The 21,832-nt window shown below is 67.0% G+C and carries 20 protein-coding genes; 10 read left to right on the plus strand and 10 right to left on the minus strand.

Translation table 11 applies throughout. The features are described from left to right. Positions 1 to 65: 65 nt before the first annotated feature. The gene (locus AMD14_RS14695) at positions 66 to 1,661 is read right to left on the minus strand and encodes a serine hydrolase (RefSeq protein WP_011051843.1); all 1,596 of its coding nucleotides are present in this window, start codon (positions 1,659 to 1,661) and stop codon (positions 66 to 68) included. Positions 1,662 to 1,683: 22 nt separating this feature from the next. Next, positions 1,684 to 2,184, minus strand: a complete 501-nt coding sequence (gene rraA, locus AMD14_RS14700; RefSeq protein WP_011051844.1) for a ribonuclease E activity regulator RraA — start codon at positions 2,182 to 2,184, stop codon at positions 1,684 to 1,686. Positions 2,185 to 2,775: 591 nt separating this feature from the next. Between rraA and AMD14_RS14710 the strand changes: the two genes are divergently transcribed. Further along, on the plus strand, positions 2,776 to 3,609 hold the full coding sequence (locus AMD14_RS14710) for a DUF72 domain-containing protein (RefSeq protein WP_011051845.1): 834 nt from the start codon (positions 2,776 to 2,778) through the stop codon (positions 3,607 to 3,609). A gap of 402 nt (positions 3,610 to 4,011) precedes the next feature. Beyond that, entirely contained in the window at positions 4,012 to 4,959 is a 948-nt protein-coding gene (locus AMD14_RS14715) for a DMT family transporter (protein ID WP_003487571.1), read from the plus strand. 163 nt (positions 4,960 to 5,122) lie between these two features. Here AMD14_RS14715 and AMD14_RS14720 read toward each other — a convergent pair whose 3' ends face one another. The 4 genes from AMD14_RS14720 to AMD14_RS14735 all read right to left on the minus strand — a co-directional run bounded on the left by AMD14_RS14720 (position 5,123) and on the right by AMD14_RS14735 (position 11,858). After that, complete coding sequence (locus tag AMD14_RS14720) at positions 5,123 to 6,250, minus strand: GGDEF domain-containing protein (protein ID WP_005912888.1); 1,128 nt, start codon at positions 6,248 to 6,250, stop codon at positions 5,123 to 5,125. 207 nt (positions 6,251 to 6,457) lie between these two features. After that, on the minus strand, positions 6,458 to 7,180 hold the full coding sequence (locus tag AMD14_RS14725) for a pseudouridine synthase (protein WP_011051846.1): 723 nt from the start codon (positions 7,178 to 7,180) through the stop codon (positions 6,458 to 6,460). A gap of 112 nt (positions 7,181 to 7,292) precedes the next feature. Then, positions 7,293 to 9,698, minus strand: coding sequence for a putative bifunctional diguanylate cyclase/phosphodiesterase (locus AMD14_RS14730; protein ID WP_015463420.1), 2,406 nt, complete (start codon positions 9,696 to 9,698; stop codon positions 7,293 to 7,295). 261 nt (positions 9,699 to 9,959) lie between these two features. Continuing rightward, positions 9,960 to 11,858 (minus strand): DEAD/DEAH box helicase, encoded by a 1,899-nt coding sequence (locus tag AMD14_RS14735; protein ID WP_011051848.1) that lies wholly within the window; start codon positions 11,856 to 11,858, stop codon positions 9,960 to 9,962. Between the two features lie 167 nt (positions 11,859 to 12,025). Here AMD14_RS14735 and AMD14_RS14740 point away from each other — a divergent pair, with 167 nt between their 5' ends. The 4 genes from AMD14_RS14740 to AMD14_RS14755 are packed head-to-tail and all read left to right on the plus strand — an operon-like array spanning position 12,026 to position 13,796. Further along, positions 12,026 to 12,523 (plus strand): RNA polymerase sigma factor, encoded by a 498-nt coding sequence (locus AMD14_RS14740; RefSeq protein WP_005912883.1) that lies wholly within the window; start codon positions 12,026 to 12,028, stop codon positions 12,521 to 12,523. Between the two features lie 29 nt (positions 12,524 to 12,552). Then, on the plus strand, positions 12,553 to 13,200 hold the full coding sequence (locus AMD14_RS14745) for a hypothetical protein (protein WP_011051849.1): 648 nt from the start codon (positions 12,553 to 12,555) through the stop codon (positions 13,198 to 13,200). Between the two features lie 36 nt (positions 13,201 to 13,236). After that, a complete protein-coding gene (locus tag AMD14_RS14750; protein ID WP_003487558.1) occupies positions 13,237 to 13,479 on the plus strand; it encodes an RNA-binding S4 domain-containing protein in 243 nt (80 codons plus the stop codon). Further along, complete coding sequence (locus tag AMD14_RS14755) at positions 13,476 to 13,796, plus strand: hypothetical protein (RefSeq protein ID WP_003487557.1); 321 nt, start codon at positions 13,476 to 13,478, stop codon at positions 13,794 to 13,796. Before AMD14_RS14750 ends, AMD14_RS14755 begins: the two co-directional genes overlap by 4 nt. Positions 13,797 to 13,822: 26 nt before the next feature. On the opposite strand, the gene AMD14_RS14760 is transcribed toward AMD14_RS14755, so the two are convergent. From AMD14_RS14760 to AMD14_RS14775, 4 genes are all read right to left on the minus strand, one after another. After that, entirely contained in the window at positions 13,823 to 14,224 is a 402-nt protein-coding gene (locus tag AMD14_RS14760) for an MAPEG family protein (protein WP_003487555.1), read from the minus strand. Between the two features lie 25 nt (positions 14,225 to 14,249). Next, on the minus strand, positions 14,250 to 14,786 hold the full coding sequence (locus AMD14_RS14765) for a DUF4019 domain-containing protein (protein ID WP_015471842.1): 537 nt from the start codon (positions 14,784 to 14,786) through the stop codon (positions 14,250 to 14,252). Between the two features lie 412 nt (positions 14,787 to 15,198). Next, entirely contained in the window at positions 15,199 to 15,453 is a 255-nt protein-coding gene (locus AMD14_RS14770; protein ID WP_003487551.1) for a hypothetical protein, read from the minus strand. Between the two features lie 76 nt (positions 15,454 to 15,529). Further along, positions 15,530 to 16,756 (minus strand): COG3904 family protein, encoded by a 1,227-nt coding sequence (locus AMD14_RS14775; protein ID WP_015471841.1) that lies wholly within the window; start codon positions 16,754 to 16,756, stop codon positions 15,530 to 15,532. A gap of 147 nt (positions 16,757 to 16,903) precedes the next feature. Between AMD14_RS14775 and AMD14_RS14780 the strand changes: the two genes are divergently transcribed. The 4 genes from AMD14_RS14780 (at position 16,904) to AMD14_RS14795 (ending at position 21,807) form a co-directional block, all read left to right on the plus strand. Beyond that, positions 16,904 to 18,367, plus strand: coding sequence for an AlkA N-terminal domain-containing protein (locus AMD14_RS14780; RefSeq protein WP_011051853.1), 1,464 nt, complete (start codon positions 16,904 to 16,906; stop codon positions 18,365 to 18,367). Next, positions 18,364 to 18,909 (plus strand): methylated-DNA--[protein]-cysteine S-methyltransferase, encoded by a 546-nt coding sequence (locus AMD14_RS14785; RefSeq protein WP_011051854.1) that lies wholly within the window; start codon positions 18,364 to 18,366, stop codon positions 18,907 to 18,909. The genes AMD14_RS14780 and AMD14_RS14785 overlap by 4 nt, the downstream gene beginning before the upstream one ends. 36 nt (positions 18,910 to 18,945) lie before the next feature. Continuing rightward, the gene (locus AMD14_RS14790) at positions 18,946 to 20,244 is read left to right on the plus strand and encodes an alkaline phosphatase family protein (protein ID WP_011051855.1); all 1,299 of its coding nucleotides are present in this window, start codon (positions 18,946 to 18,948) and stop codon (positions 20,242 to 20,244) included. Between the two features lie 126 nt (positions 20,245 to 20,370). After that, a complete protein-coding gene (locus AMD14_RS14795; RefSeq protein ID WP_015463422.1) occupies positions 20,371 to 21,807 on the plus strand; it encodes a chloride channel protein in 1,437 nt (478 codons plus the stop codon). The last annotated feature ends 25 nt before the right edge of the window (positions 21,808 to 21,832 follow it).

The following is a 21,832-nucleotide window of genomic DNA, read 5'->3' on the forward strand; positions in this document are numbered from 1 at the left end:
TCCAAGCCCACCTGCGCGCTTGGGCCCGCCAGGCGCAGCGCGAAGGTCATCCGCGCTTGCCTGCATCATTTGCCCGCAGCGGTCGGCATCGGCACCGGCGTCAGCACCAGGTCCTGGAAATCGAAGCTGAAATCGGTCAACGGCGAAATCGGCTCCATGCGCATCTCGCGCACCGCGCCATCCGGGGTCAGCGCGAAATTGACGAAGGCATCGGCATTCAAGGAGCGGTCGTCCCAGCGCACGATGAAGCTGTCGTGCTGCCAATGCTCCAGCGTGCCCACCAACTGGGCGGTCCTGGCGAACTGCAGGCGCAGCCGCTTGCCGTCCTGCACAATCGCCACATCGCCGTACCAGGGGTCGCGATAGGTGGCCGCGTAACTGCGCAGCGGCAACGACGGCGTGGACCGCGACGCACGCGCGTCCTGGTGCTTGTTCCAACTCGCGTCCGCCTCGCTATCGGCCTTCTCCACCAGCTTGGCGTAAGCGGCGGTCCAATCGGTGGACGGCACCTGCAAGAACGCATCCAGCACCTGGAAGGTCACCGCATTGAACGCAGCGCCCACCTCCTGATTGGTCAACACCACCACACCCAGCTTCTGATCCGGCAGCAGCGTCAGGCGCGACACCATGCCGGGCCAGCCGCCGGTGTGCCAGACCATGCGATGGCCGCGGTAATCGCTCAGGCTCCAGCCCTCACCGTAGCCGGCGAAGTTCGGCCGCGCCGCGGCAAGCTCGGGCACCTGCACCTCGCCGATCGGGATCGGCGTGATCATCGACCACATTTCCTGCTGACGCTTGGCGCTGAACAGGGGTTTGCCATCGGGCAGGATGCCGCCGGCCAGTTGCACATTCATCCACAGCGCCATGTCGTGCACGCTGGAATAGATGCCGCCGGCGCCGGAGTTGTTGGACCAGGTCAGCGGCGCCACCGTGCGCAGCTCGGTAAAGTCGTACTTGGCATGCCCGACTGCGGCGTGATCGCCGGGCTGCAGATGGTCGGCGTTGAAGCGCGTGCCGCGCATGCCCACCGGGTCGAAGATGCGTTGCTGCAGAAATGCCGCGTAACTCTGCCCGGAGACCTGCTCGATCACCTTCTGGGCGACTGCGTACAGGATGTTGTCGTACGCATAGCGGTCGCGAAAACCGCCCTTCAGCGGCACCTTGGCCAGGCGCTGCACGACCTCTTCGGTGGTGTAGCTGGTGCTGGGCCAGAACAATAAATCGCCTGCACCCAGGCTCAGGCCGCTGCGGTGCGCCAGCAGATCGCGGATGCGCATCTGCCCGCTCACATACGGGTCGGACATGCGGAACCACGGCAGATGGTCGATGACCTTGTCATCGAGCGAGAGCTTGCCTTCATCGGCCAGAATCGACAGCGATGCGGCAGTGAACGCCTTGGTATTGGAGGCAATCGCAAACAACGTGTCGGCCTGCACCGGCGCGGGCTTGCCGGTCTCGCGCACGCCGTAGCCGCGCTCCAGCACCACCTGGCCGTCCTTGACGATGGCCACCGCAATACCGGGCACGTCGAACTGCTTGCGCACGCGTTCCATCTGCGCATCGAACTGCTGCATGCCGGCGGGGAGTTCGGCCGCGTGCGTTGTCGTCGCCAAGCTTGCCACCATCAGCACGCCCCCACTCAGCCATCGGTTCAAGGTCACTGCATCACCTTCAGGTTATTGGTCAGATCGATCCGCCGGCGCCATCCAGCGCCAACGGTTGCGGCGCCACCAGCACGCCATTGGCATCGGCGTACAGCCAATGGCCCGGAACGAAGGGCACGCCGGCAAAATTCACCGGCACATCCACATCGCCCAGATCGCGTCGCTCGGTGCGGCGCGGACAAGCCGCCAGCGCCAGCACCCCCAGCGGCAACGTGGCAAGAATCTCGACATCGCGCACGCAGCCGTGAATCAGCACGCCGGCCCAGCCGTTCGCGACCGCGTTGGCCGCGATCTGGTCGCCCAGCAGCGCATGCTTCAGCGAGCCCTGCCCGTCCACCACCAGCACGCGGCCGTCGCCCGGCGTTGCGGCCAGCTCGCGCACCCGCGAGTTGTCTTCGAAACAGCGCACCGTGGCCAACGGTCCGGCGAATGCCGTGCGCCCGCCGAAGTGGCGGAACAGCGGCTCGGCGATCATCGCGTCGGGGTAGCGGTCACACAGATCAGGCGTGGTCCAGGTCATCGGGGCGATCTCGCGCGGCAGAGCTGGCATGGTGGCCGGCTATGGCGGCGCGCGGGCGATGGGTGACCGATGACCGATACCCGATAAAGCGACATGCAGGCGCGCACGCGCAGCGAAGGTGCGCGCACGCGGACAACGCTGCGTTCGCCGTGTCGTGATGGTCGCCGCAAGGCAGTCGCCATGCGGCGCTTGCCGCGCATGGTCTCCACCAATGCGCTGCTGCGCTAGCGTCCAGGGCATCGGCTTAAGGTAAGCACTGCGAATGCGCCGAACTGCGGCATCGAGACGCGTCATGCAGCCGACGCGGGTGGCGGCAGCTGCGCCGTTGGCGTCTTGCGCAGCCCACCTCGAGCAGTTTGCAACGCCGACACGGCAGACCCGCGCAGGGGCAACGCCCAGGCACGACGACCGCCAGACTGCCATGCAACGTTGCGCCGTGCAGGCTCAACCATTGCACTGCGCAACGGCGCCCCATTGGCAACCGCATCTTCTCATCGCGCCACGCGCGCCACGGCTATGATCGGGCGGCGCGCGTTGCATCCACTGAAGCATCCGCAATGGCGCACGACCTCGCCAGCGAGTATCCATGCAATGACCGATCTGTTCGCTTCCGCACCGCCCGCCCTCGAAGGTATCCACATCGGTATTGGTGGCTGGGTCTATGCGCCGTGGCGCGCGGGCATGTTCTACCCGGACGGGCTGGTGCAGCGCCGCGAGCTGGAATACGCAAGTCGCCACGTCACCGCCATCGAGATCAACGGAACCTATTACGGCACGCAGAAGCCGGCCACCTACGCAAAGTGGCGCGATGAAGTGCCGCCCGGCTTCGTGTTCTCGGCCAAGGCGCCGCGCCGCATTACCCAGTCGCGCAAGCTGGCTGGCACCCAGGCGCAGGTGGAAGATTTCATCGGCGGCATTGTCGAGCTCGGCGATACCCTTGGCCCGCTGGTGTGGCAATTCGAACAAGGGCACCGGTTGCAGGCCGACGATCTGGACGCGTTTTTGTCGTTGCTGCCCAAGCGTGCAGGCACGCGTGCGCTGCGCCATGTGCTGGAGATCCGCGACCACGATGCGGTGGATGCTTCGCTGCTCGCATTGGTGCGCGGCCATGGCGTGGCCACGGTGTTTACCGATTCGGACGAGCACCCCTCATTCGCCGATCTCTCCACGGATTTCGTTTATGCGCGTCTGATGCGCAGCCAGGCGCGCCTGACTGCGGGGTATCCGGCGCCGGCACTGGCGCGCTGGGCGGAGCGCATCCAGGCCTGGCGTCGTGGCGAAGACCCGGCTGACCTGCCGCACGTGGATGCTTCCACCGCGCCGGCACGGCAGCCGCGCGAGGTCTTCGTGTTTTTCATCAGTGCGGCGAAAGAACGCAACCCGGCGGCGGCGATGGCGCTGTTGAAAGAATTGTCGGCGCGTTAGAGCAGTTCGCAACGCGACTGCACAGCTGCGATGCGGGCGCCGCCGGCACTTCGGACCCGGCAGGTTCCACGCGTGCGCTCGGCGTCTGCATGCGGCATCCACAGCCATCTGACGACGGGTTGCTGTTGTATCAGCCGCTCTTGGTCCGCGCATGCAATCGGCGACGATCGATGCGGCCGTCTCTGGAGCGCAGCGTTGATCGAAGAGGTGCAGCGATCGATCGCGGCGTGAGGCGGTGCATCGCTCGTCGGCCATCTTGCCGTGATGCAGGCCGGTCGATGGCTGGCGGGTCGCGCGATGACGGCTCGACAGCCGGGTCAGCCATCCCCTCGCCCGGCCGCTGCACACTGGCGCCGCTTCCCTCGCAGCGCAACATCACGCACTTTTCGGCGACAATGGCGCATGCCCACGACCGACCTGCGCAAGGCGCAACTGCAAATCCACTTCTGCGTCCTGCTTTGGGGCATCACCGCGATCCTGGGCAAGCTGATCACGCTGCAGGCTTTGCCGCTGGTGTGGTGGCGCATGTTGATCGTGGTGGTGGCACTGGCCTTGTGGCCACGCGTGTGGCGCGGGCTGCGCGGCTTGTCCGGGCGTGTGGTGCTGGGCTATTGCGGCATCGGCGCGCTGGTGGCCTTGCACTGGCTCACCTTCTACGGCGCCATCAAGCTGGCCAATGCGTCGGTGGCGGCGACCTGTATCGCACTGGCGCCGGTTTTCACGGCAGTGATCGAGCCATTGGTCACGCATCGCCCGTTCCGTCCGCGCGAGTTGTTGTTCGGGCTGGCCGTATTGCCCGGCGTGGCGCTGGTCGTCGGCGGGGTGCCGGACGGCATGCGGGCCGGCGTGGTGGTGGGCGCGATTTCGGCGGTGTTCGTCGGGCTATTCGGCTCGCTCAACAAGCGCATGGTGGCGCATGCCGACCCGCTCACCGTCACCGCGCTGGAACTGGGCGCCGGCACGTTGACCCTGACCCTGCTTGCACCGGCGATGCCGCTGCTGCTGCCGGCGTTGCATGGCGATCTGCTGGTGGTGCCCAGCCTGCACGATGGCGTGTTGCTGCTGGCGTTATCGCTGGCCTGCACCTTGCTGCCCTTCGCGCTGGCGCTGGTGGCGTTGCGGCATCTGAGCGCCTATTCGGTGCAACTGGTGACCAATCTCGAACCGGTCTACGCCATCGTGCTGGCGATCGCGCTGCTGGGCGAACAACGCGAACTGACCCTGCAGTTCTATCTCGGCGTGGCGATCATTCTCGGCGCGGTGTTCCTGCATCCGGTCCTGGAGCGTCGGCGCACCGTTGCGCACCCGGAATTGCTCGGCACAGCCGAGGCGAAGAATATCGTCGACTGATTGCACGGCGCTGCAAGACCACGCTTCTCCACAGCGACCGCTGCGTTGAAGCACGCCGATGTTCAAGCGGCATCGCGCGGCGTCAGCATCCCGGCGCGCAGCAATCGACGTTCCATGCGCTTGCCAGGCCACCTGCATCGGAAGGCGCGCAACCACGCCCACCCTACTCCAGCGCAACCACCTGATCGCGCCCGCCGCGCTTGGCCGCATACAGGGCCTGGTCGGCGCGCTTGATCACCGCCTCCACGCTTTCCTGCGGGTACAAGGTCGCCACACCGATACTCACCGTCACCGGAAGCGCGATCGTCATCGCCGCCACGCTCTGGCGCAGGTATTCGCATTGCACGCGTGCCTGCAGCAGATTCGCATTGGGCAGCAGCAACACGAATTCCTCGCCGCCATAACGGGCGATGGTGCCGGCACCGGCCATATGCGCACGCAGCAGGGTAGACAGTTCGCGCAGCACGGCATCGCCCTGATCGTGCCCATGCACATCGTTGACGGTCTTGAAATGGTCCACGTCCAGCAGCGCGACCGACAGCGGTTGGCCCACCGCGCGCGTCTGTTCGGTGGCCGCCGCCAATGCCACCGCGAACGCACGCCGGTTGGGCAGGCCGGTCAAGGGATCGGTGCGGGTCTGTTCGACCAGGTCGGCGTGCAACGCATCCATCTGCGCGTAATAGCCGGCCATCTGCTGTTCGTACCATTCGCGCTCGTGCAACTGCTGGCGCAACTGCCGGCCGGCCAGCCGCAACTCAAGCAGCTGCGAGGCCTGCCGCGACAATGCCTGCAAGGCCTCGCGCTGGTCTTCGCGCAGATGCGCCGGGGCCTGGTCGAACACGCACAGCGAACCCAGCGCCATGCCCTGGCTGGTCACCAGCGGCGCGCCGGCGTAGAAGCGCACCCCACCGCTGCCGACCACCATCGGGTTATCGTGGAAGCGTGGGTCCAGCAAGGTGTCGTCCACCATCAGCACTTCGTCCGGGCGCAGGATCGCGTGCGCGCAGAACGAGATATCGCGCGGTGCTTCGCTGCGCGGCGCACCGTGCGCAGACTTGAACCACTGCCGGTCTTCGTCCACCAGCACCACCGCCGCCATCTGCGTCTCGCACAGCGTGGAGGCAATCATGGTCAGGTCGTCGAATGCCCGTTCGGCCGGCGAATCCAGCACGTCGTACTGGCGCAGCGCGGCCAGCCGCTCGGCCTCGTTGCTCGGCAATTCCGGTTTGATCACTGCCGCCCCCTGGCTGTTATCTGTGAAAGTATGCCGGAGCCCAGCCAGTGCCACCATCGGGCGGCCCCCCACTCTGCAGCACCGCAAGCGCCGCCCTGGCCGGCATCGGATGTTTCGAAGCGTGATCCATAGAGCGGGCGCAAACGCCCGGCACGGCGTTGCCCGTTGGGCGCGGCAGCACGGCACTGCAGCGCGGGCATGTGCCGTGTCCGAAAGGCCGGCTGCGCTGGCCTAACAGCGATGCAGTCGGCCCGGCACAGGCGCTTACCAGTCGGTGCGTTGCGGCAGCAGCCCGCGCAATTCCGCATCGCTGAGGTTGCGCCACTGCCCCGGCTTGAGCGCAGCCAGCTTGATGTTGTCGATGCGCACCCGGCGCAGTTGCGTCACCCGGTAGCCGAACTCGGCAGCCATCAGGCGAATCTGTCGATTCAGGCCCTGCTCCAGCACGATGCGGAAGCCGAACTTGGCAATGCGCGCGGTGCGGCACGGCAGCGTGGTTTCGTTGTGGATGCGCACGCCGCGCGCCATGCCGCGCAAGAATTCGTCGGTGACCGGCTTGTTGACCGCGACCAGGTATTCCTTCTGGTGACGATTTTCCGCGCGCAGGATCTCGTTGACGATGTTGCCGTTGCTGGTCATCAGGATCAGCCCTTCGGAGTCCTTGTCGAGCCGGCCGATCGGGAAGATGCGCTGCTCGTGACCGACGAATTCGACGATATTTCCCTTGACCGAACTCTCGGTGGTGCAGGTGATGCCCACCGGTTTGTTGAGCGCGATGTAGACGTGCTTGCGACCACCGAGCTTCTTGGCCTCGCGTATGCGTAGCGGCTGGTCATCCACCAGCACGGTATCTTCCTCGCCGACCACCGCGCCGGTACCGGCGGGCACGCCATTGACGGTGACCCTGCGTTCGCCGATCAGACGATCGGCCTCGCGGCGTGAGCAAAAGCCGGTTTCGGCGATGTATTTGTTGAGTCGGATCGTCATCTGCCAATTATCGGCGATTTAGAGCAGCCGACAAAACTACCGTGCAGCCGCCAGAGGCGTGTACACGCAGCACCGGCATGACGCTGCGGGAAGTCGCCTGGGTCAAGCGCGCTTACCCGGAGACGGCCACCAGCTGCGGCGTGTGCAACAGCTCTTCCAGCGGGCATGGACGATGCAGGCTGAAACCCTGCACCTGGCCCACACCGGCTTCGCGCAGCCCGGGGATGTCGGCCTCCGATTCCACGCCTTCGGCGACCACCTCGATGCCCAGCGCCAGCCCGACCTGGGCGATCGAATGCACCGCCGCGCGATCCACCGCATCGTGCGCATAGTTGCGGACGAAGCCGCAATCGATCTTCAACACGTCCACGGTGAATTGCTTGAGATAGCCGAACGAGGCCAGGCCGCTGCCGAAATCGTCCAGCGCCACGTGGCAGCCGTGCGCGCGCACGCTCTGCACGAAACGCTGCGCGTGTTCCAAATCGCCGATGACCGCGGTCTCGGTGATCTCCATGCACAGCTTCGGCACCAGTGCCGGGTAGCGCTCGAACAGGGCGCAGACGACGTCGAGAAAATCCGGTTGCGCGATCGACTGCGCAGACAGATTGACGTGGCACAGGTCCAGCGTCGCCACATGCATCGGGTTGGCCGACAACTGCGCGCACAGCGCTTCCAGCACATAGGTATCGACCATGCGCCCCAAGCCGTAACGCTCCACTGCCGGCAAGAATTCACCCGGAGTCAGCACCCGTCCGTCGCTGGCGCGCATGCGTACCAGCACCTCGTACTGCAGGCGTCCCGGGTCGTTCAGCACCTGGATTTTCTGCGCGTACAACAGCAAACGCTCTTCGGCGATCGCCTGTTGCACCGCACTGATCCAGCCGCCATCGTGGCGGCGCTGCGCCAGTGCCAGATCGTTTTCGTTGAAGCAGCGAATGCGGTTGCGCCCTTCTTCCTTGGCCGCATGACAGGCCAGATCGGCGGCGGTCATCAAGGCATTGAGGTCGCCGACGCCCTGGCGAATCTCCACCACGCCAAAACTGCAACTGGGCGTCAGCGGCCGCCCGCCTTGATGGCTCCACGGTTGCCCGAGCGCGCCGTGCATGCGTTCCAGCACGATTTGAGCCTGCGCCAGATCGGTATTGGCCAACAGGATGGCGAACTCATCGCCGCCCAGGCGCCCCAACCAATCGCCGGAACGCAGCTGCATGGTGATCACATCGGCGAAGTGGCACAGGAATCTGTCGCCGACCGCATGCCCGAAGGTGTCGTTGACCAGCTTGAAATGATCCAGGTCGACAAAGCACAGCGCGTGGCACATCTGCGGCGATTGCGGCAGCTCGATCAGGCGCAGCAGCCGGCGTTCGATTTCATGCCGATTGATCAGCCCGGTCATCGCATCGTGGCGCGCATGGAAGGCCACTTCGTCGGCCAGCTCATGGGCGTGCGAGACATCTTCGATCACCGCCAGCACCAGGGTCGGCTCTTCCGGCCCCGGCTCGACCAACGAGGCGCTCCAGCGGCCCCACATCACCCCGCCATCGGCACGCACGAAGCGCAACTCGCCGGACTGCAGCAGCTTGGGCCAATCGAGCATGCCGCGGCTGTCCAGCTTGATGTCTTCCGGATGCATCACCTCGGCCAGCGTGCAGGCCTGCAGCTCTTCGGGGCGGTAGAGCAGCACATTGGCCATCGACGCGTTCGCATCCAGCACGTTGCCGCGCAGATCGAACTTGACCATGCCCAGCGCCGCCTGCTGAAACGCGGTGCGGAAGCGGCCTTCGTGCGACAGCAGATAATCGCGAATGCGCCGCATCGCCAGTACGCAGGTGATCAATACCAGCAGCAAGGTGGCCAGGCTGCAGACCACCATCACATCGTGCAGCAGCCGCGCGCAGCGGGTCAGGTAGGCCAGGAATTCGGAGGCGTCGCGGCGCATGCGACCGTCCAGCAGATGCAGTTCATCGCGCAGTGCCTGCAGCGCACGCGGGTCGGGCCGGTTGGCGGCCTGCACCGAAGCGGCACGGTCGGCCAGGTCGCTCAGTTGCAGGATGCCGACGTCGGTGCGCTTCCACAGCGCGATGGCGTCGCCGAGATACGGAATTTGGTGCCCGTAGCGATACAACCGCACCATTTGCGGCATGTCTTGATGAGCATTACGCCCAGCGCCCAGACCGGCGTAGACCGCGTCCCAATCGATCACCGGTTGTTCGATCGCCACGCGTGCGGCACGGTCGCCCAGCGGCACTTCCAGCGCGCGGCAGGCGGCCTGCAGATCGGCCGTATCGCCGCTGCCCAGGTAGCGCTCCATCCAGTACACCGATTCTTGCTGGGCGTTGGACCAATGGTTTTGGCCGACGATCCAGGCAGTAGCGCCGGACTGGACTTCGATCACCAGCGCCGACACCACCGTCATGCAGACGGCGATACCGATCAACAGCGCCAGAGGAAGCGTCAGCCAGCCACGCACCAGATGCATGGTCTGCCCACCGCCCTTGCCGCGTATCGCCTGCGCCATCGCCGTCCGTCCTTCGCCGCCCTAGTGCGATTCAGGCACCCACTGGGCGCCTGAAGGCAGTAACGGCCGCAACGGCCGAGTCTGTATGGCTATGCCCGCTTGGCGTAGTGCATTCGGGGTTAGCGACGCTGACTAGATCAGCCTGATCGCCGCCGCCTTCAGGCGCCGTAGCGCCCCACCCGCTCGCTATGCTCTTTAATGCATAGCGATACTGGGCAACCCTACCGTCTGCAGGATCCCTGCGGGCGGTGCCGAACAGGCCTACTCGCCGCGCGGCTTTGGCGGACCCTTGCGGTGCGGTGCGCCGGCGCGGTCCATCGGACGGCCCGGGCCGTTCGGACGACCGGACGGCTTGCCGCCACGCGGGAAGCGCGGCTTGGACGCCGCAGCGGCCGCTTCGCCGTCTTCCAGCTTGCGCATGTTGAGCTGCTGACCGGACACCCAGACCTTCTTCAGGTGGGCGAGCAGTTCGCGCGGCATGTCGGCCGGCAGATCCAGGATCGAATAATCGTCCTGGATGTCGATACGACCGATATAACGGCTTTCCAGCCCGGCTTCGTTGGCGATCGCGCCAACGATGTTGGCCGGCTTCACGCCGTGGCTGTGGCCCACTTCGATGCGGTAGCTCTCCATGCCGAACTCGGGCTCTCCGCGTGGGGCCGGCTCGCGGCGCGGACGCTCGCCGGTATCGTCGCCGCGCGGCGGACGCGCAGCGCGTTCGCCGTCGGCACGCGGGCCACGTTCGAACGTGGGTTCGAAACGCGGGCGCTCGCCCCGGTCGGCTCGCTCGTTGCGCTGGCGCGGAGCGGACTCTTCGCGCACACCGCGCACCGGCGGGGTCAGCAGGAACGGGGCATCGCCCTGCAGCAGCTTGGCCAGCGCGGCAGCGATATCGATCGCCGGCACGTTGTTTTCGGCCTCGTAGCGCTGCAGCAGATCGCGATACATGTCGATCTGACCACCGGCCAGGGTCTCGGTGATGCGGGTCATGAAGCGCGCGACGCGGGTGTCGTTGACCGCGTCCACGCTCGGCAGCTGCATCTCTTCGATCGGCTGACGGGTGGCGCGTTCGATGGAGCGCAGCATGCCCTTCTCGCGCGGCGTCACGAACAGGATCGCGTCGCCGTTACGCCCGGCACGGCCGGTGCGACCGATGCGGTGCACGTAGCTTTCGGTGTCGTAGGGAATGTCGTAGTTCAGCACGTGGCTGATGCGCTCCACGTCCAGACCGCGTGCGGCCACGTCGGTGGCGACCAGGATGTCCAGCTTGCCGTCCTTGAGCTGGGCGATGGTCTTCTCGCGTGCGGCCTGCTGCATGTCGCCGTTGATGGCCGCTGCCGCCATGCCGCGCGCCTGCAGCTTCTGCGCCAGCTCTTCGGTGGCCGCCTTGGTGCGCGCGAAGATGATCATGCCGTCGAACGGCTCGACCTCGAGAATGCGGGTCAACGCATCCAGCTTGTGCAGCCCGCTCACCCACCAGTAGCGCTGGCGGATGTTGGCCGAGGTGGTGGTCTTGGCCGCGATGGTGACTTCGGCCGGGTCCTTCAGATAGGTCTGCGCGATGCGGCGGATGGCCGGCGGCATGGTGGCCGAGAACAACGCCACCTGGCGCTGCTCCGGCAGTTTCTTCAACACCGCTTCGACATCGTCGATGAAGCCCATGCGCAGCATTTCGTCGGCTTCGTCCAGCACCAGCGTCTTGAGCTGGGACAGATCCAGGGTGCCGCGGTCCAGGTGATCGATCACCCGGCCCGGGGTACCGACCACCACATGCACGCCGCGCTTGAGCGCGCTCAGCTGCTGGGCATAGGGCTGGCCGCCATAGACCGGCAGCACGCGGAAGCCGGGAATGGCTTCGGCATATTTCTGGAACGCCTCGGCGACCTGGATGGCCAGCTCGCGGGTCGGGGCCAGTACCAATGCCTGCGGCTTGACCTGGTTGAGATCGGCGTTGGACAGCACCGGCAGCGCGAACGCGGCGGTCTTGCCGGTGCCGGTCTGGGCCTGGCCGAGCACGTCGCGGCCGGCCAGTAGCGCGGGGATGGTGGCGGCCTGGATCGGCGACGGCGACTCGTAGCCCACATTGGCAACGGCCTTCATCACAGCGTCCGAGAGGCCGAGATCTGCAAACAGCAGCGGCGCGGAAGATTCTTGGGTCATGGGTAACTCCGGAGGCGCCGCACGGAGCCGGCAGGCGCAAAGCAGCATAGTGTGCCTCTTCAGCCCCCTTGCTGTCGAAATTTTCGTGACAGTCCATTCAGGTTGTGAGGAATCGCGCTCCTGCGCGAATCATCCCGTGTCGTCCCTTCACCTGCCCGACCGGAGCCATGCCCCTGGACACAGATCTGCACACCCGCTTCAGCGCCCTGCTGCAGCAGCATCGCGCCATCGTGCTGAAGGTGGCGGCCAGCTATTGCCGCGACCGCGACGACCGCGACGAACTGGCGCAGGAAATCGCTACGCAATTGTGGCGGGCATTTCCCGGCTACGACCCGAGTCGGCGCTTTTCCACCTGGATGTACCGCATCGCCCTGAACGTGGCGATCAGCGATCTGCGCGGCCGCCGCGCGGCCGGCGAGCCGATCGCGCTGGACGCGGTGGTGGAGCGCATCGCCGATCCATGCGCACACGACCCTGTACGCGAGCAACAGGTGGCCGCGCTGTATGCCTTCATCGCACACCAACTGCCGCTGGAACGCGCGCTGCTGTTGCTCTATCTGGACCAACACAGCTATCGCGAGATCGCCGACGTGCTCGGCATCAGCGAAACCAATGTCGCCACCAAACTCAGCCGCCTGAAATCGCGCATCCGCGCCGAGCTGTGAACCCCACCAATCCGCAACCGGAGCAAGACATGGAACTGGACGACATCGCCGTGGCCTGGCGTTCGCTGGAACAACGGCTGGATCAACACGCCGCACTCGCCGGCCAGGTGCTCGGCGACCTGCGCAGCCACGCAGCCCGCGCGCACCTGCGCCCGTTGTGGCTGAGCCAGTCGGCGCAACTGCTGTGCGCCATCGCATTGAGCGGCCTCGTTGCCCACAGCTGGCTTGCGTTCCCCGAACAGGCGGCAGCCATCGTCGGCGGAGTATTGCTGCAGATATGGTGCGTTGCGCTGGCAGCCTCTGCGGCCCGTCAACTGTGGCTGTTGTCGCAGTTGGATTTCGCCAGGCCACTGCTGCAGACACAGCGCGCGCTCGCGCAGCTGCGGCGCTGGCGCACGCGCGTGGCGCCGTGGCTGGGCGTAGCGTTCTGGGTGCTGTGGGTAGCGGTGGCAGACGCTGCGTGGCGGGCCCTCACCGGCCGGTCGTTGCCGTACGCCTGGCTGCTATGCAACCTGCTGGTCGGCGTACTCGGCGGCATCGGCACCTGGCTGGGCTATCGACGGCTGCAGCGCAGCGGTCACCCCTGGCTGGAACGCCTGGACACCGTGCACGCCGGCCGCAGCGTCGCTCGTACCGAGACCCTGCTGGAACAGATCGCGCGTTTCCAGCGCGAGTAGGCGGATAATCGCGGCCTCCCTGCGACCGAGCGCACCATGCAATACCTGGAATTCGACCTGGACGGCGACTACATCGAACTCAACCAGTTGCTCAAGCTGGCCGGCATTGCCGACAGCGGCGGCCAGGGCAAGGCGATCGTCGCCAGCGGCGCGGTCAGCGTCGACGGCATGCAGGAGCTGCGCAAGACCGCCAAGATCCGCCCCGGCCAGCTGGTACAGCTGGACGGTGTGGAAATTCGCGTACTGGCATGGAACCCGGACGCCGAGCCTGACGCATGAAGGTGGTGGAGATCAGCCGGCGCAACAACGCACCTTCGGCCGACGATCCGATCCACGACGTCTGTGTTTTTTCGATCGCCATCGACTCGGACCAGCCGTTCTGGCTGGAGCAATCCATCGGCGGCGGCCATGCCGAGCGAGGCGGCTGCAGCATGCTGGCCTTGCACGAACTGGACACCTGGCGCGGCCACTGGTGTGCACATGTGACCAGGGCCGGTTGCGCCTGGGTGATTCCGATCCTGGAACAAGCCCTGCGTACCGGCGATGCGCAGGCGGCCATCGCTGCAATCTTGGCGCGGGTGCAAGCGACTGATTGAAGCTCGCACCTGCCGGCGACGCTGCATCAAATGCCCAGCAGTGCGCGCACCAGTTTGATGATGCCCCAGAACGACACCACCCAGATGGCGCTGCGCAGGTACGCAATACCCGCGGCATACACCGGCACATAGGCCACGCGCGCCCACAGGTAGAGCTGCACGGCGAGTGCTGTGTCTGCGCTGGTGCGCCCGGCCACGCTCACCGCCAGCACGGCGGCCGCGAAGATCGGAAAGGTCTCCAGATAGTTGCGGAACGCGCGGTCCAACCGGGCGGCCACGCCGGTCAGCGGCTTGGCCTCGCCATCGCGTGCGCTGGCGTTCCACTTGGTGCCGCGTTGGGCGGTCATGCCGGCCGAGGCAGCCAGCAATTGCACCAACCCGAGCACCATCGCCCAGCCCAGCATCTGCAGTTCGATCGTCAGTTGCATACGTTTCTCCCGGCCGATGGAAACATCACTTCACCGCCGTGCGCAGGCTGTAACCGGCCAACCGCCAGGTCTTGTCTTCGTCCAGACGGAACGACACCAGCTCGCGGACCGGCTGCTGTGCCTTGGCGAAACGGGTCGGAAAGCTGACGTTGACATACAGGCCTTCGGGCACCTGCGCGCCGGGACCGTACTTGACCCGCGTGACCGAGCCCTGCCCGCGCCCCACCACCGCACCCAGCCGCGCGCGTTCGGTACCGATCTGGCTGACGAAGACATCGCGCTTGACCGCGGTCTTGGCCACCTTGGACGCGCCATCCCACAGCGAAGCGACCTGGTTGCCGTCCACCATCTGCGCCACGCGCAAGGCGGCCTGGGTCATCTCGGTGTTCTGCTTGGTCAGCTGCGCCTGCTGCGCCGGGCTGAGGGCCGGCTGCCCGGCGGGCGCTGCAGGTGCCGGTTGCGCCGCAGCCGGGCTGGCGGGGCGACTGGCGGCCTGCGGTTGTTGAGCGAACGCCAGCGCTGGAGCCAGTGCCAACACGATAACCAGACGAGAACGAAGCATGGGACGGGGACCTTGTACGGATCGGGTGGAAAGGAAGAGGCGCCGCCCACCCTTTGGTGGGTAGCGCAGTCTAGGACGCGTCGTGCGCAACACAAGTCTGCGGATGCAGGTCCGGGGGACGGCGCTGAAGGCAACACGGCAAGCGCCGACGCGCCTCTTGGACAACGCACTTCTCGAGTTGGACAACGCACTTCTCGAGCACGCAAGCGGCGAGCTGGGACCTCTGGCCACGGCCGCGCGCATTCGACGTCATCAGTCTGGCAGCGGCGTTTTCATCCTTCTGTTGAAGTGGCAGGCATGCTGCAGATGGCAGCATCGGCTGGGTGCGATGCGTGCGGCAATGTCTTGGAGTCATCAGGGGCCAGTCGCGAACAGGGCCCCCTTGAAGTCCCATCGCCGTTGTCTGCGCGATCTAGGCCTCGCCTCCGGAAGCCGGCGGCACGGCCGTCACGCCACGCGGCCGCCACAGACGCCAACTGACCCAGAAGGCACGCGCGATCGCGGCGATCAGCGCCGCCAGACTCAGCCAGGCTGCCAGCGTCGCCGGCCATTGTTCGTGCATGGCCGCAGCGGCCAGGCGCAGCAACTCGGCCACGCCGAAGCCAACCAGCACCAGCAGGGCCGACGGTAGATATGCCAGTAACACACCCTTGGTCTTGCCTCGCATACGCCCCCCGGCTCGGTTGTGATGCAGCGACGATAGGCAGCGCGCAGTGCGATGCGCGTGAAGCCCATCACTGCGCTCAGCCGTCGGGGTGCGGCGCGGACGGCGGGCCGGCCTGGGCGGCATCCTGTGCTGGCGCGGAGTCCGGCTCGGCTGCAGGCGTTGCCGCACCTGCGGCATCGCGCTGGGCTTGGCCGTTCTGTGTCTGGCCGTTCTGCGCCTCATCGGTCTGCGTCTCGGCCGTCGGGCTGGCCGGTAGCGCCGCGGCATCGGTTTCGGCCAGCGGGCTTTCTTCCGGGCAGGCCGCATCCGGAAAGCCGAAGCGCTGCTTCAAGGCCAGGCCGCAGGCATTGACCGCGTCCAGGTCCGCGCCTTCGCCCTTGCACTTTTGGTCGAAGGCGACCAGAAACGCGTCCTTGCGGCGCACGAAGGCATCGCCGCACTTGCGCATCTGGCGGATGCGTTCCAGATCGTCCTGCACGGCATTGGTGCCATCCAGCCCGTATTCGCGCAACTCTTCCATGCTGAGCAGGCGCAGGCTGCGGTTGGGCACGGTCATCATCAGGTCGGCCACCGCCACCGCCACGCCGTTGCGCTCCAGGTAATCCTTGACGTTGCCGTAGACCTCGCGCAGTTCGCGATTGAGCTCGGCGCGCGAGGTCGCCTTGGAGCTGATCCGCATCATGCGGTGAATACCGACCTTGCCGGCGACCAGGCGGTTGTCGCCGGCCGCCAGCACGAACACGCAGGCGCTGTGGCAGATCGAGCCTTCGCGCACCCAGATGGTCCAGTTGGATTCGCCGATGGTGTCGCCGGCGCGGATCGCCGCCTCCACCTGCCCGCCACTGGAATCCAGGTCCAGGATGCGATGCGGCAACTTCCACTGCTCCGCGACCGAGGCCAGACGCCACACCAGGGCCGCAAAACCTGCGTTGATCTTGCCGGCGTAGCGCACCCGCACCAGCCCGGTCTCGCGACACGGCGCCAGCGCCGCTTCCACGCTGGCCCGGTCCAGTGACGGCAGTAGCGTGCCGTCGCCGGCCTCGCGGCTGTAATCGGTCGCGCAGCTGATCCAGGCCTGGCCCGATTCCAGTTCCGCCTGCGGCCAGCCTGCCTCGCCCGCCTGCGTGCGCGGGCGCGACGGCGGGACCGGGTCGGGCGTATCCACCGACACCATGTGATCGCCATCGCCCGCCTGCCCTGCACCACTCTGCTGCGCAACCGCTGCATCGGCCGAGGTCGCCGACCGATCGCAGGCGGCCAGCAGGAGCAAGCAGGCAAGGGACAGACAAACCGATTTCAGCATGATGTGGGGCACGGAGCGCGACGGAGATCACCCGCAGTCTATGGCTGAATGGATCGATGGGTTGACCCGGCCATGAACGCGCAGGTCCGCCGCAACCGCGTCCGAAAACGGCCAGCCGGCGCGGGGGCGAGCGCATAGACTGGCGACATGCAGACCGCAACGCCCGACCGAACCCAATGCGACCGCGCCCGCCTGGCACGCGATGCGCGCTTCGACGGGCTGTTTTTCACCGCCGTGCGCAGCACCGGCATCTATTGCCGCCCGGTGTGTCCGGCGCCGCCGCCGAATCCGTCCAATATCAGTTACTACCCCACTGCCGCGGCGGCCAGCGCCGCCGGCTACCGGCCATGCCTGCGCTGCCGGCCGGAGCTGTCGCCGCAGGCGCAGCAGCATCTGGGCGAAGAAAGCGTGCAGCGTGCGCTGGCGATGATTGCCGACGGCGCGCTGCAGGAGCAGCCGGTGCAGACGCTGGCCGACGCGGTGGGCTTGAGCGCGCGCCAACTGCAGCGGCAATTCGTGCAGCAGCTGGGCGCCACGCCGATCCAGGTGCACGGCACGCATCGGCTGCTGCTGGCCAAGCAATTGCTGACCGAAACCGCCCTGCCGGTCACCGAGGTCGCGCTCGCGGCCGGCTTCAACAGCCTGCGCCGCTTCAATGCGGCCTTCCTGCAGGGCTGCGGCATGCCGCCTTCTGCACTGCGCAAGCAGCGTGCCGAGGTGCCGGGCGGCGAACTGACATTGCGCCTGGGCTATCGCCCGCCGCTGGACCTGCCGGCGATGCTGGCCTTCTTGCAGCGCCGCGCGATCCCGGGCATCGAGCAGGTCGATGCGAACGGCTACCGGCGCGTGATCGGCGCGCCGGGCAACGCCAGCGTGATCGAGGTCAGCGCGGCACCGCAGCGCGCGGAGCTGCTGCTGCGCATCGGCGCCACCGACCCGCGCCAGATTCCGCAGATCGTGCGACGCGTGCGCCGGCTGTTCGATCTGGATGCAGACCTGCAGGCCGTGCACGCCACGCTCGCGCCGGAACCGCTGCTGGCCGAGGCAATCGCGCGCCGACCCGGCCTACGCGTGCCCGGTGGCTGGGACGGCTTCGAAGTGGCGGTGCGTGCGGTCCTGGGGCAACAGATCAGCGTGGCCGGCGCGGCCACGCTGGCAGCGCGGCTGGTCGACCGCCACGGCGGCCATCATGCCGACATGCCCCCCGGACTGGATCGCAGTTTCCCCATGCCCGAACAGCTGGCCGACGCGCCGCTGGAACAGCTCGGGCTGCCGCGTGCGCGCGCCGCCACGCTGCGTGCGCTGGCCTCGGCCTGCGCGCAAGGCCAGCTGCACTTCGGCGCCGGACAGCGCCTGCCTGATTTCATCGCCGCCTGCACCGCGCTGCCCGGAATCGGACCGTGGACCGCGCATTACGTGGCCATGCGCGCGTTGTCGCATCCGGACGCGTTTCCGGCCGGCGACCTGATCCTGCAGCAAGTGCTCGGCGCCCCCGGGCGCCTGAGCGAACGCGCCACCGATGCCCGTTCGCAAGCGTGGCGACCGTGGCGCGCCTACGCCGTGCTGCACCTGTGGCATCTGGCCAACGACCGCAAGGACACCCGCGCATGAGCACACTGCACTACGACACCTTCCCCTCGCCGATCGGCGCGCTCAGCGTGGCCGCCGACGACAAAGGCGTGCACCACATCCTGTTTGCGCAGAACCGCTACGACGCCATCGGCCGTGCGCGCTGGTTGCACGACCCCGATGCGCCGCTGGTGCGCGAAGCACGCGAACAATTGCTCGATTACCTGCATGGCGGGCGACGCAGTTTCGATCTGCCGCTGGCGCCAGTCGGCACACCGTTTCAACTGACGGTCTGGCGCACGCTGGCGCAGATTCCATTCGGGCAGACCTGGAGTTATGCGCAACTAGCGCAGGCGGTCGGCAAACCGGCCGCCAGTCGCGCGGTGGGCGCCGCCAACGGACGCAACCCGCTGCCGATCGTGCTGCCCTGCCATCGCGTGATCGGCGCCAATGGTGCGTTGACCGGCTTCGGCGGCGGCCTGCCGACCAAGCAGGCGTTGTTGCAGTTGGAAGGCTGGTCGCCGCGTAGCGCCGCGCGCGCCGACGATCTGTTCGCACCTGCCTCGGCAATGCGCACCGGCTGACTTCGCGGCGTCATCGCTGCGCCGTAAACTTACGCCATGATCGACCGACGTTTTGGAGTTGCCGCAGCGGCGCTGGCCTTGCTTGCGGCCTGCAGCAGCCCCCCATCCGCGCGCAGCGCGCCCACGCAGTTGCCGACTGCAGCGCCCGGTACCGCATCGGCCAGCACCCCGCACGCATTGCTGCTGATCTCCATCGACGGCCTGCGCGCGGACATGCTCGATCGCGGCATCACGCCGAACCTGTCGCACCTGGCACGCGAAGGCGTACGTGCGCGCTGGATGGCGCCATCGTATCCGTCGCTGACGTTTCCCAATCACTACACCCTCGTCACCGGGCTGCGCCCGGACCACCATGGCATCGTGCACAACAGCATGCGCGACCCGACGCTTGGGGGTTTCTGGTTGAGCAAGTCCGAGGCGGTGGGCGATGCGCGTTGGTGGGGCGGCGAACCGGTGTGGGTGGGCGTGGAGAACACCGGCCAGCATGCCGCCACCTGGTCGTGGCCAGGCAGCGAGGCGGCGATCAAGGGCGTACGCCCGTCGCAGTGGCGCCATTACCAAAAAGGCGTGCGCCTGGACACGCGCGTGGACGCGGTGCGGGGCTGGCTCGCAACAGACGGTGCCCAGCGCAATCGCCTCGTCACGCTGTACTTCGAACATGTGGACGAAGCCGGCCACGACCACGGCCCGGAATCGCGCCAGTATGCCGACGCCGTGCGCGCGGTCGATGCGGCCATCGGCCGGCTGCTGGCTGGCATGCAGCGCGACGGTACCCGCGCGCGCACCAACATCATCGTGGTCTCCGACCATGGCATGGCCGAGGTGGCGCCAGGGCATGCGATCAGCGTGGAAGACATCGCGCCGCCGCAGATCGCCACCGCAATCACCGATGGCCAGGTGATCGGTTTCGAACCACTGCCCGGGCAACAGGCCGCTGCCGAGGCCAGCGTGCTTGGCGCGCACGACCACTACGACTGCTGGCGCAAGGCGGAGCTGCCGGCACGCTGGCAGTACGGTAGCCATCCGCGCATTCCGTCGCTCGTGTGCCAGATGCATGAAGGCTGGGATGCGCTCTTCCCGGACAAGCTTGCCAAACGCGCGCAGCGCGGCACGCGTGGCTCGCACGGCTATGATCCGGCATTGCCATCGATGCGCGCCGTGTTCCTGGCGCAAGGCCCGGATCTGGCGCAGGGCAAGACACTGCCAGGCTTCGACAACGTGGATGTCTATGCGCTGATGAGCCGGCTGCTGGGTATTCCGGCCGCACCCAACGACGGCAACCCGGCAACCTTGCTGCCGGCCTTGCGCATGCCGCCAGCACCCGACGCCCGGTAGAGGCGACCGGCATCGGCAACAATGCCGGCGTGCGCACGCGTGCGGCTGCAACACCGAAAACGCGCATGCAGGCAAGACGCGGCTCCAAGTCGCCGCCGCATACCTCATGTTGGCGACAGCGCAGGAATGTGGGTCGCTGTCGACACCGCTGCGGCCCAGCAGTGCGACAATGACGGAATGTCTGGTTCCAAACTCCCCCCGCGTCGCTTGCGGCCGCTGTTGTCCAGCGAAGGCTGGCGTCGTCGCGCTGCACTGTGGGGCGGCGCGATTGCGGTGGCGCTGGTGGCGATCGTCTTCGCAAAGGCCAGCGACGCGGCCTTCCATCTTTTTCAACGCATTACCGCGCACTCGATCTGGTGGGCGCTGCTGCTGACGCCGGGCATCTTCGCCCTGCTTGCCTGGCTCACCTCCGGTGCGCTGCGGCCCACGCGCGGCAGCGGCATCCCGCAGGTGATTGCCGCGCTGGAACACCCCGACCCGGCATTTCGCGACAGCAACCTCTCGTTGCGCGTGTCGGTCGGCAAGCTCGCGCTGACCACCTTGTCGCTGCTCGGCGGCGCATCGGTAGGACGCGAAGGACCCACCGTGCATGTCGGCGCCAGCCTGATGCATGTGTTCGGGCGCTGGTTCGGTTTTCGCGGCCCACGCGAGCTCTCGCATTTTCTGCTCGCCGGCGGCGCCGCCGGTATCGCGGCCGCGTTCAATACGCCGCTAGCGGGTGTGGTATTCGCGATCGAAGAACTGAGCGGGCGTTTCGAGCACCGCTTTTCCGGCACCTTGCTCACCGCGGTGATCGTTGGCGGGGTGGTGTCGCTAGGCCTGCTGGGCAGCTACACCTATTTCGGCAAGGTGGCGGTGGCCTTGCCCTTGGGCCAGGCCTGGTTGGCGATCGCCTTGTGCGGCAGCGTGGCCGGGTTACTCGGTGGCCTCTTCGCGCGGATGGTGCTGGCCAGCGTCAGCGGCAAACCGCGCTGGCTGGGTGCGCTGCGCCAACGGCATCCGGTGCTGCTGGCCGCGCTGTGCGGCGTTGCCCTGGTCGGGCTGGCGCTGGTGTTCGGGCAAGGCGCGTTCGGTACCGGCTACGACCAGGCGCGCAGCCTGGTGCAGGGGCATGCGGTGGTCGGCCACGAGTTCGGCATGATGAAACTCATCGCCAATCTGGTCTCGTATCTGGCCGGCATTCCAGGTGGCCTGTTTTCGCCGGCGCTGGCAGTGGGTGCCGGCATCGGTCACAACCTCTCGGTGCTGATGCCCAGCGTGGATCCACGCACCTTCGTGCTGCTGGGCATGTGCGCCTATCTCACCGGCGTGACCCAGGCGCCGCTGACCTCGGCGGTGATTTCGCTGGAGCTCACCGACACCAACCAGATGCTGCTGCCGATCCTGGCCACCGTGCTGATTGCGCGCGCAGTCTCCGGGCTAGTCTGCAAGACGCCGATCTATCGTGGCCTGGCAGAGCAATTGCTGGCCGTGCCGGCGCCCGCTGCAGAGCGCGCGTCGACGTCGCAGCGCCAGACCTCGGCTGGAAACAGCGGCCAGGACGACGCTCCCCCACGAACATGAGCTGCCGCACCGCTCGCCAGCGGTG

This window comes from Xanthomonas citri pv. citri (assembly GCF_000961215.1).
Taxonomy (GTDB): domain Bacteria; phylum Pseudomonadota; class Gammaproteobacteria; order Xanthomonadales; family Xanthomonadaceae; genus Xanthomonas; species Xanthomonas cissicola.

Bases quoted from the DNA above. Each gene is read 5' to 3' on its own strand.
- AMD14_RS14710 (WP_011051845.1), top strand. From the start codon at position 2,776: ATGACCGATCTGTTCGCTTCCGCACCGCCCGCCCTCGAAGGTATCCAC.
- AMD14_RS14795 (WP_015463422.1), top strand. From the start codon at position 20,371: ATGTGGGTCGCTGTCGACACCGCTGCGGCCCAGCAGTGCGACAATGAC.
- AMD14_RS14735 (WP_011051848.1), bottom strand. From the start codon at position 11,858: ATGACCCAAGAATCTTCCGCGCCGCTGCTGTTTGCAGATCTCGGCCTC.
- AMD14_RS14760 (WP_003487555.1), bottom strand. From the start codon at position 14,224: ATGCAACTGACGATCGAACTGCAGATGCTGGGCTGGGCGATGGTGCTC.
- AMD14_RS14780 (WP_011051853.1), top strand. From the start codon at position 16,904: ATGCAGACCGCAACGCCCGACCGAACCCAATGCGACCGCGCCCGCCTG.
- AMD14_RS14730 (WP_015463420.1), bottom strand. From the start codon at position 9,698: ATGGCGCAGGCGATACGCGGCAAGGGCGGTGGGCAGACCATGCATCTG.
- AMD14_RS14770 (WP_003487551.1), bottom strand. From the start codon at position 15,453: ATGCGAGGCAAGACCAAGGGTGTGTTACTGGCATATCTACCGTCGGCC.
- AMD14_RS14750 (WP_003487558.1), top strand. From the start codon at position 13,237: ATGCAATACCTGGAATTCGACCTGGACGGCGACTACATCGAACTCAAC.
- AMD14_RS14765 (WP_015471842.1), bottom strand. From the start codon at position 14,786: ATGCTTCGTTCTCGTCTGGTTATCGTGTTGGCACTGGCTCCAGCGCTG.
- AMD14_RS14720 (WP_005912888.1), bottom strand. From the start codon at position 6,250: ATGGTGGCACTGGCTGGGCTCCGGCATACTTTCACAGATAACAGCCAG.
- AMD14_RS14785 (WP_011051854.1), top strand. From the start codon at position 18,364: ATGAGCACACTGCACTACGACACCTTCCCCTCGCCGATCGGCGCGCTC.
- rraA (WP_011051844.1), bottom strand. From the start codon at position 2,184: ATGACCTGGACCACGCCTGATCTGTGTGACCGCTACCCCGACGCGATG.
- AMD14_RS14775 (WP_015471841.1), bottom strand. From the start codon at position 16,756: ATGCTGAAATCGGTTTGTCTGTCCCTTGCCTGCTTGCTCCTGCTGGCC.
- AMD14_RS14745 (WP_011051849.1), top strand. From the start codon at position 12,553: ATGGAACTGGACGACATCGCCGTGGCCTGGCGTTCGCTGGAACAACGG.
- AMD14_RS14790 (WP_011051855.1), top strand. From the start codon at position 18,946: ATGATCGACCGACGTTTTGGAGTTGCCGCAGCGGCGCTGGCCTTGCTT.
- AMD14_RS14740 (WP_005912883.1), top strand. From the start codon at position 12,026: ATGCCCCTGGACACAGATCTGCACACCCGCTTCAGCGCCCTGCTGCAG.
- AMD14_RS14755 (WP_003487557.1), top strand. From the start codon at position 13,476: ATGAAGGTGGTGGAGATCAGCCGGCGCAACAACGCACCTTCGGCCGAC.
- AMD14_RS14725 (WP_011051846.1), bottom strand. From the start codon at position 7,180: ATGACGATCCGACTCAACAAATACATCGCCGAAACCGGCTTTTGCTCA.
- AMD14_RS14715 (WP_003487571.1), top strand. From the start codon at position 4,012: ATGCCCACGACCGACCTGCGCAAGGCGCAACTGCAAATCCACTTCTGC.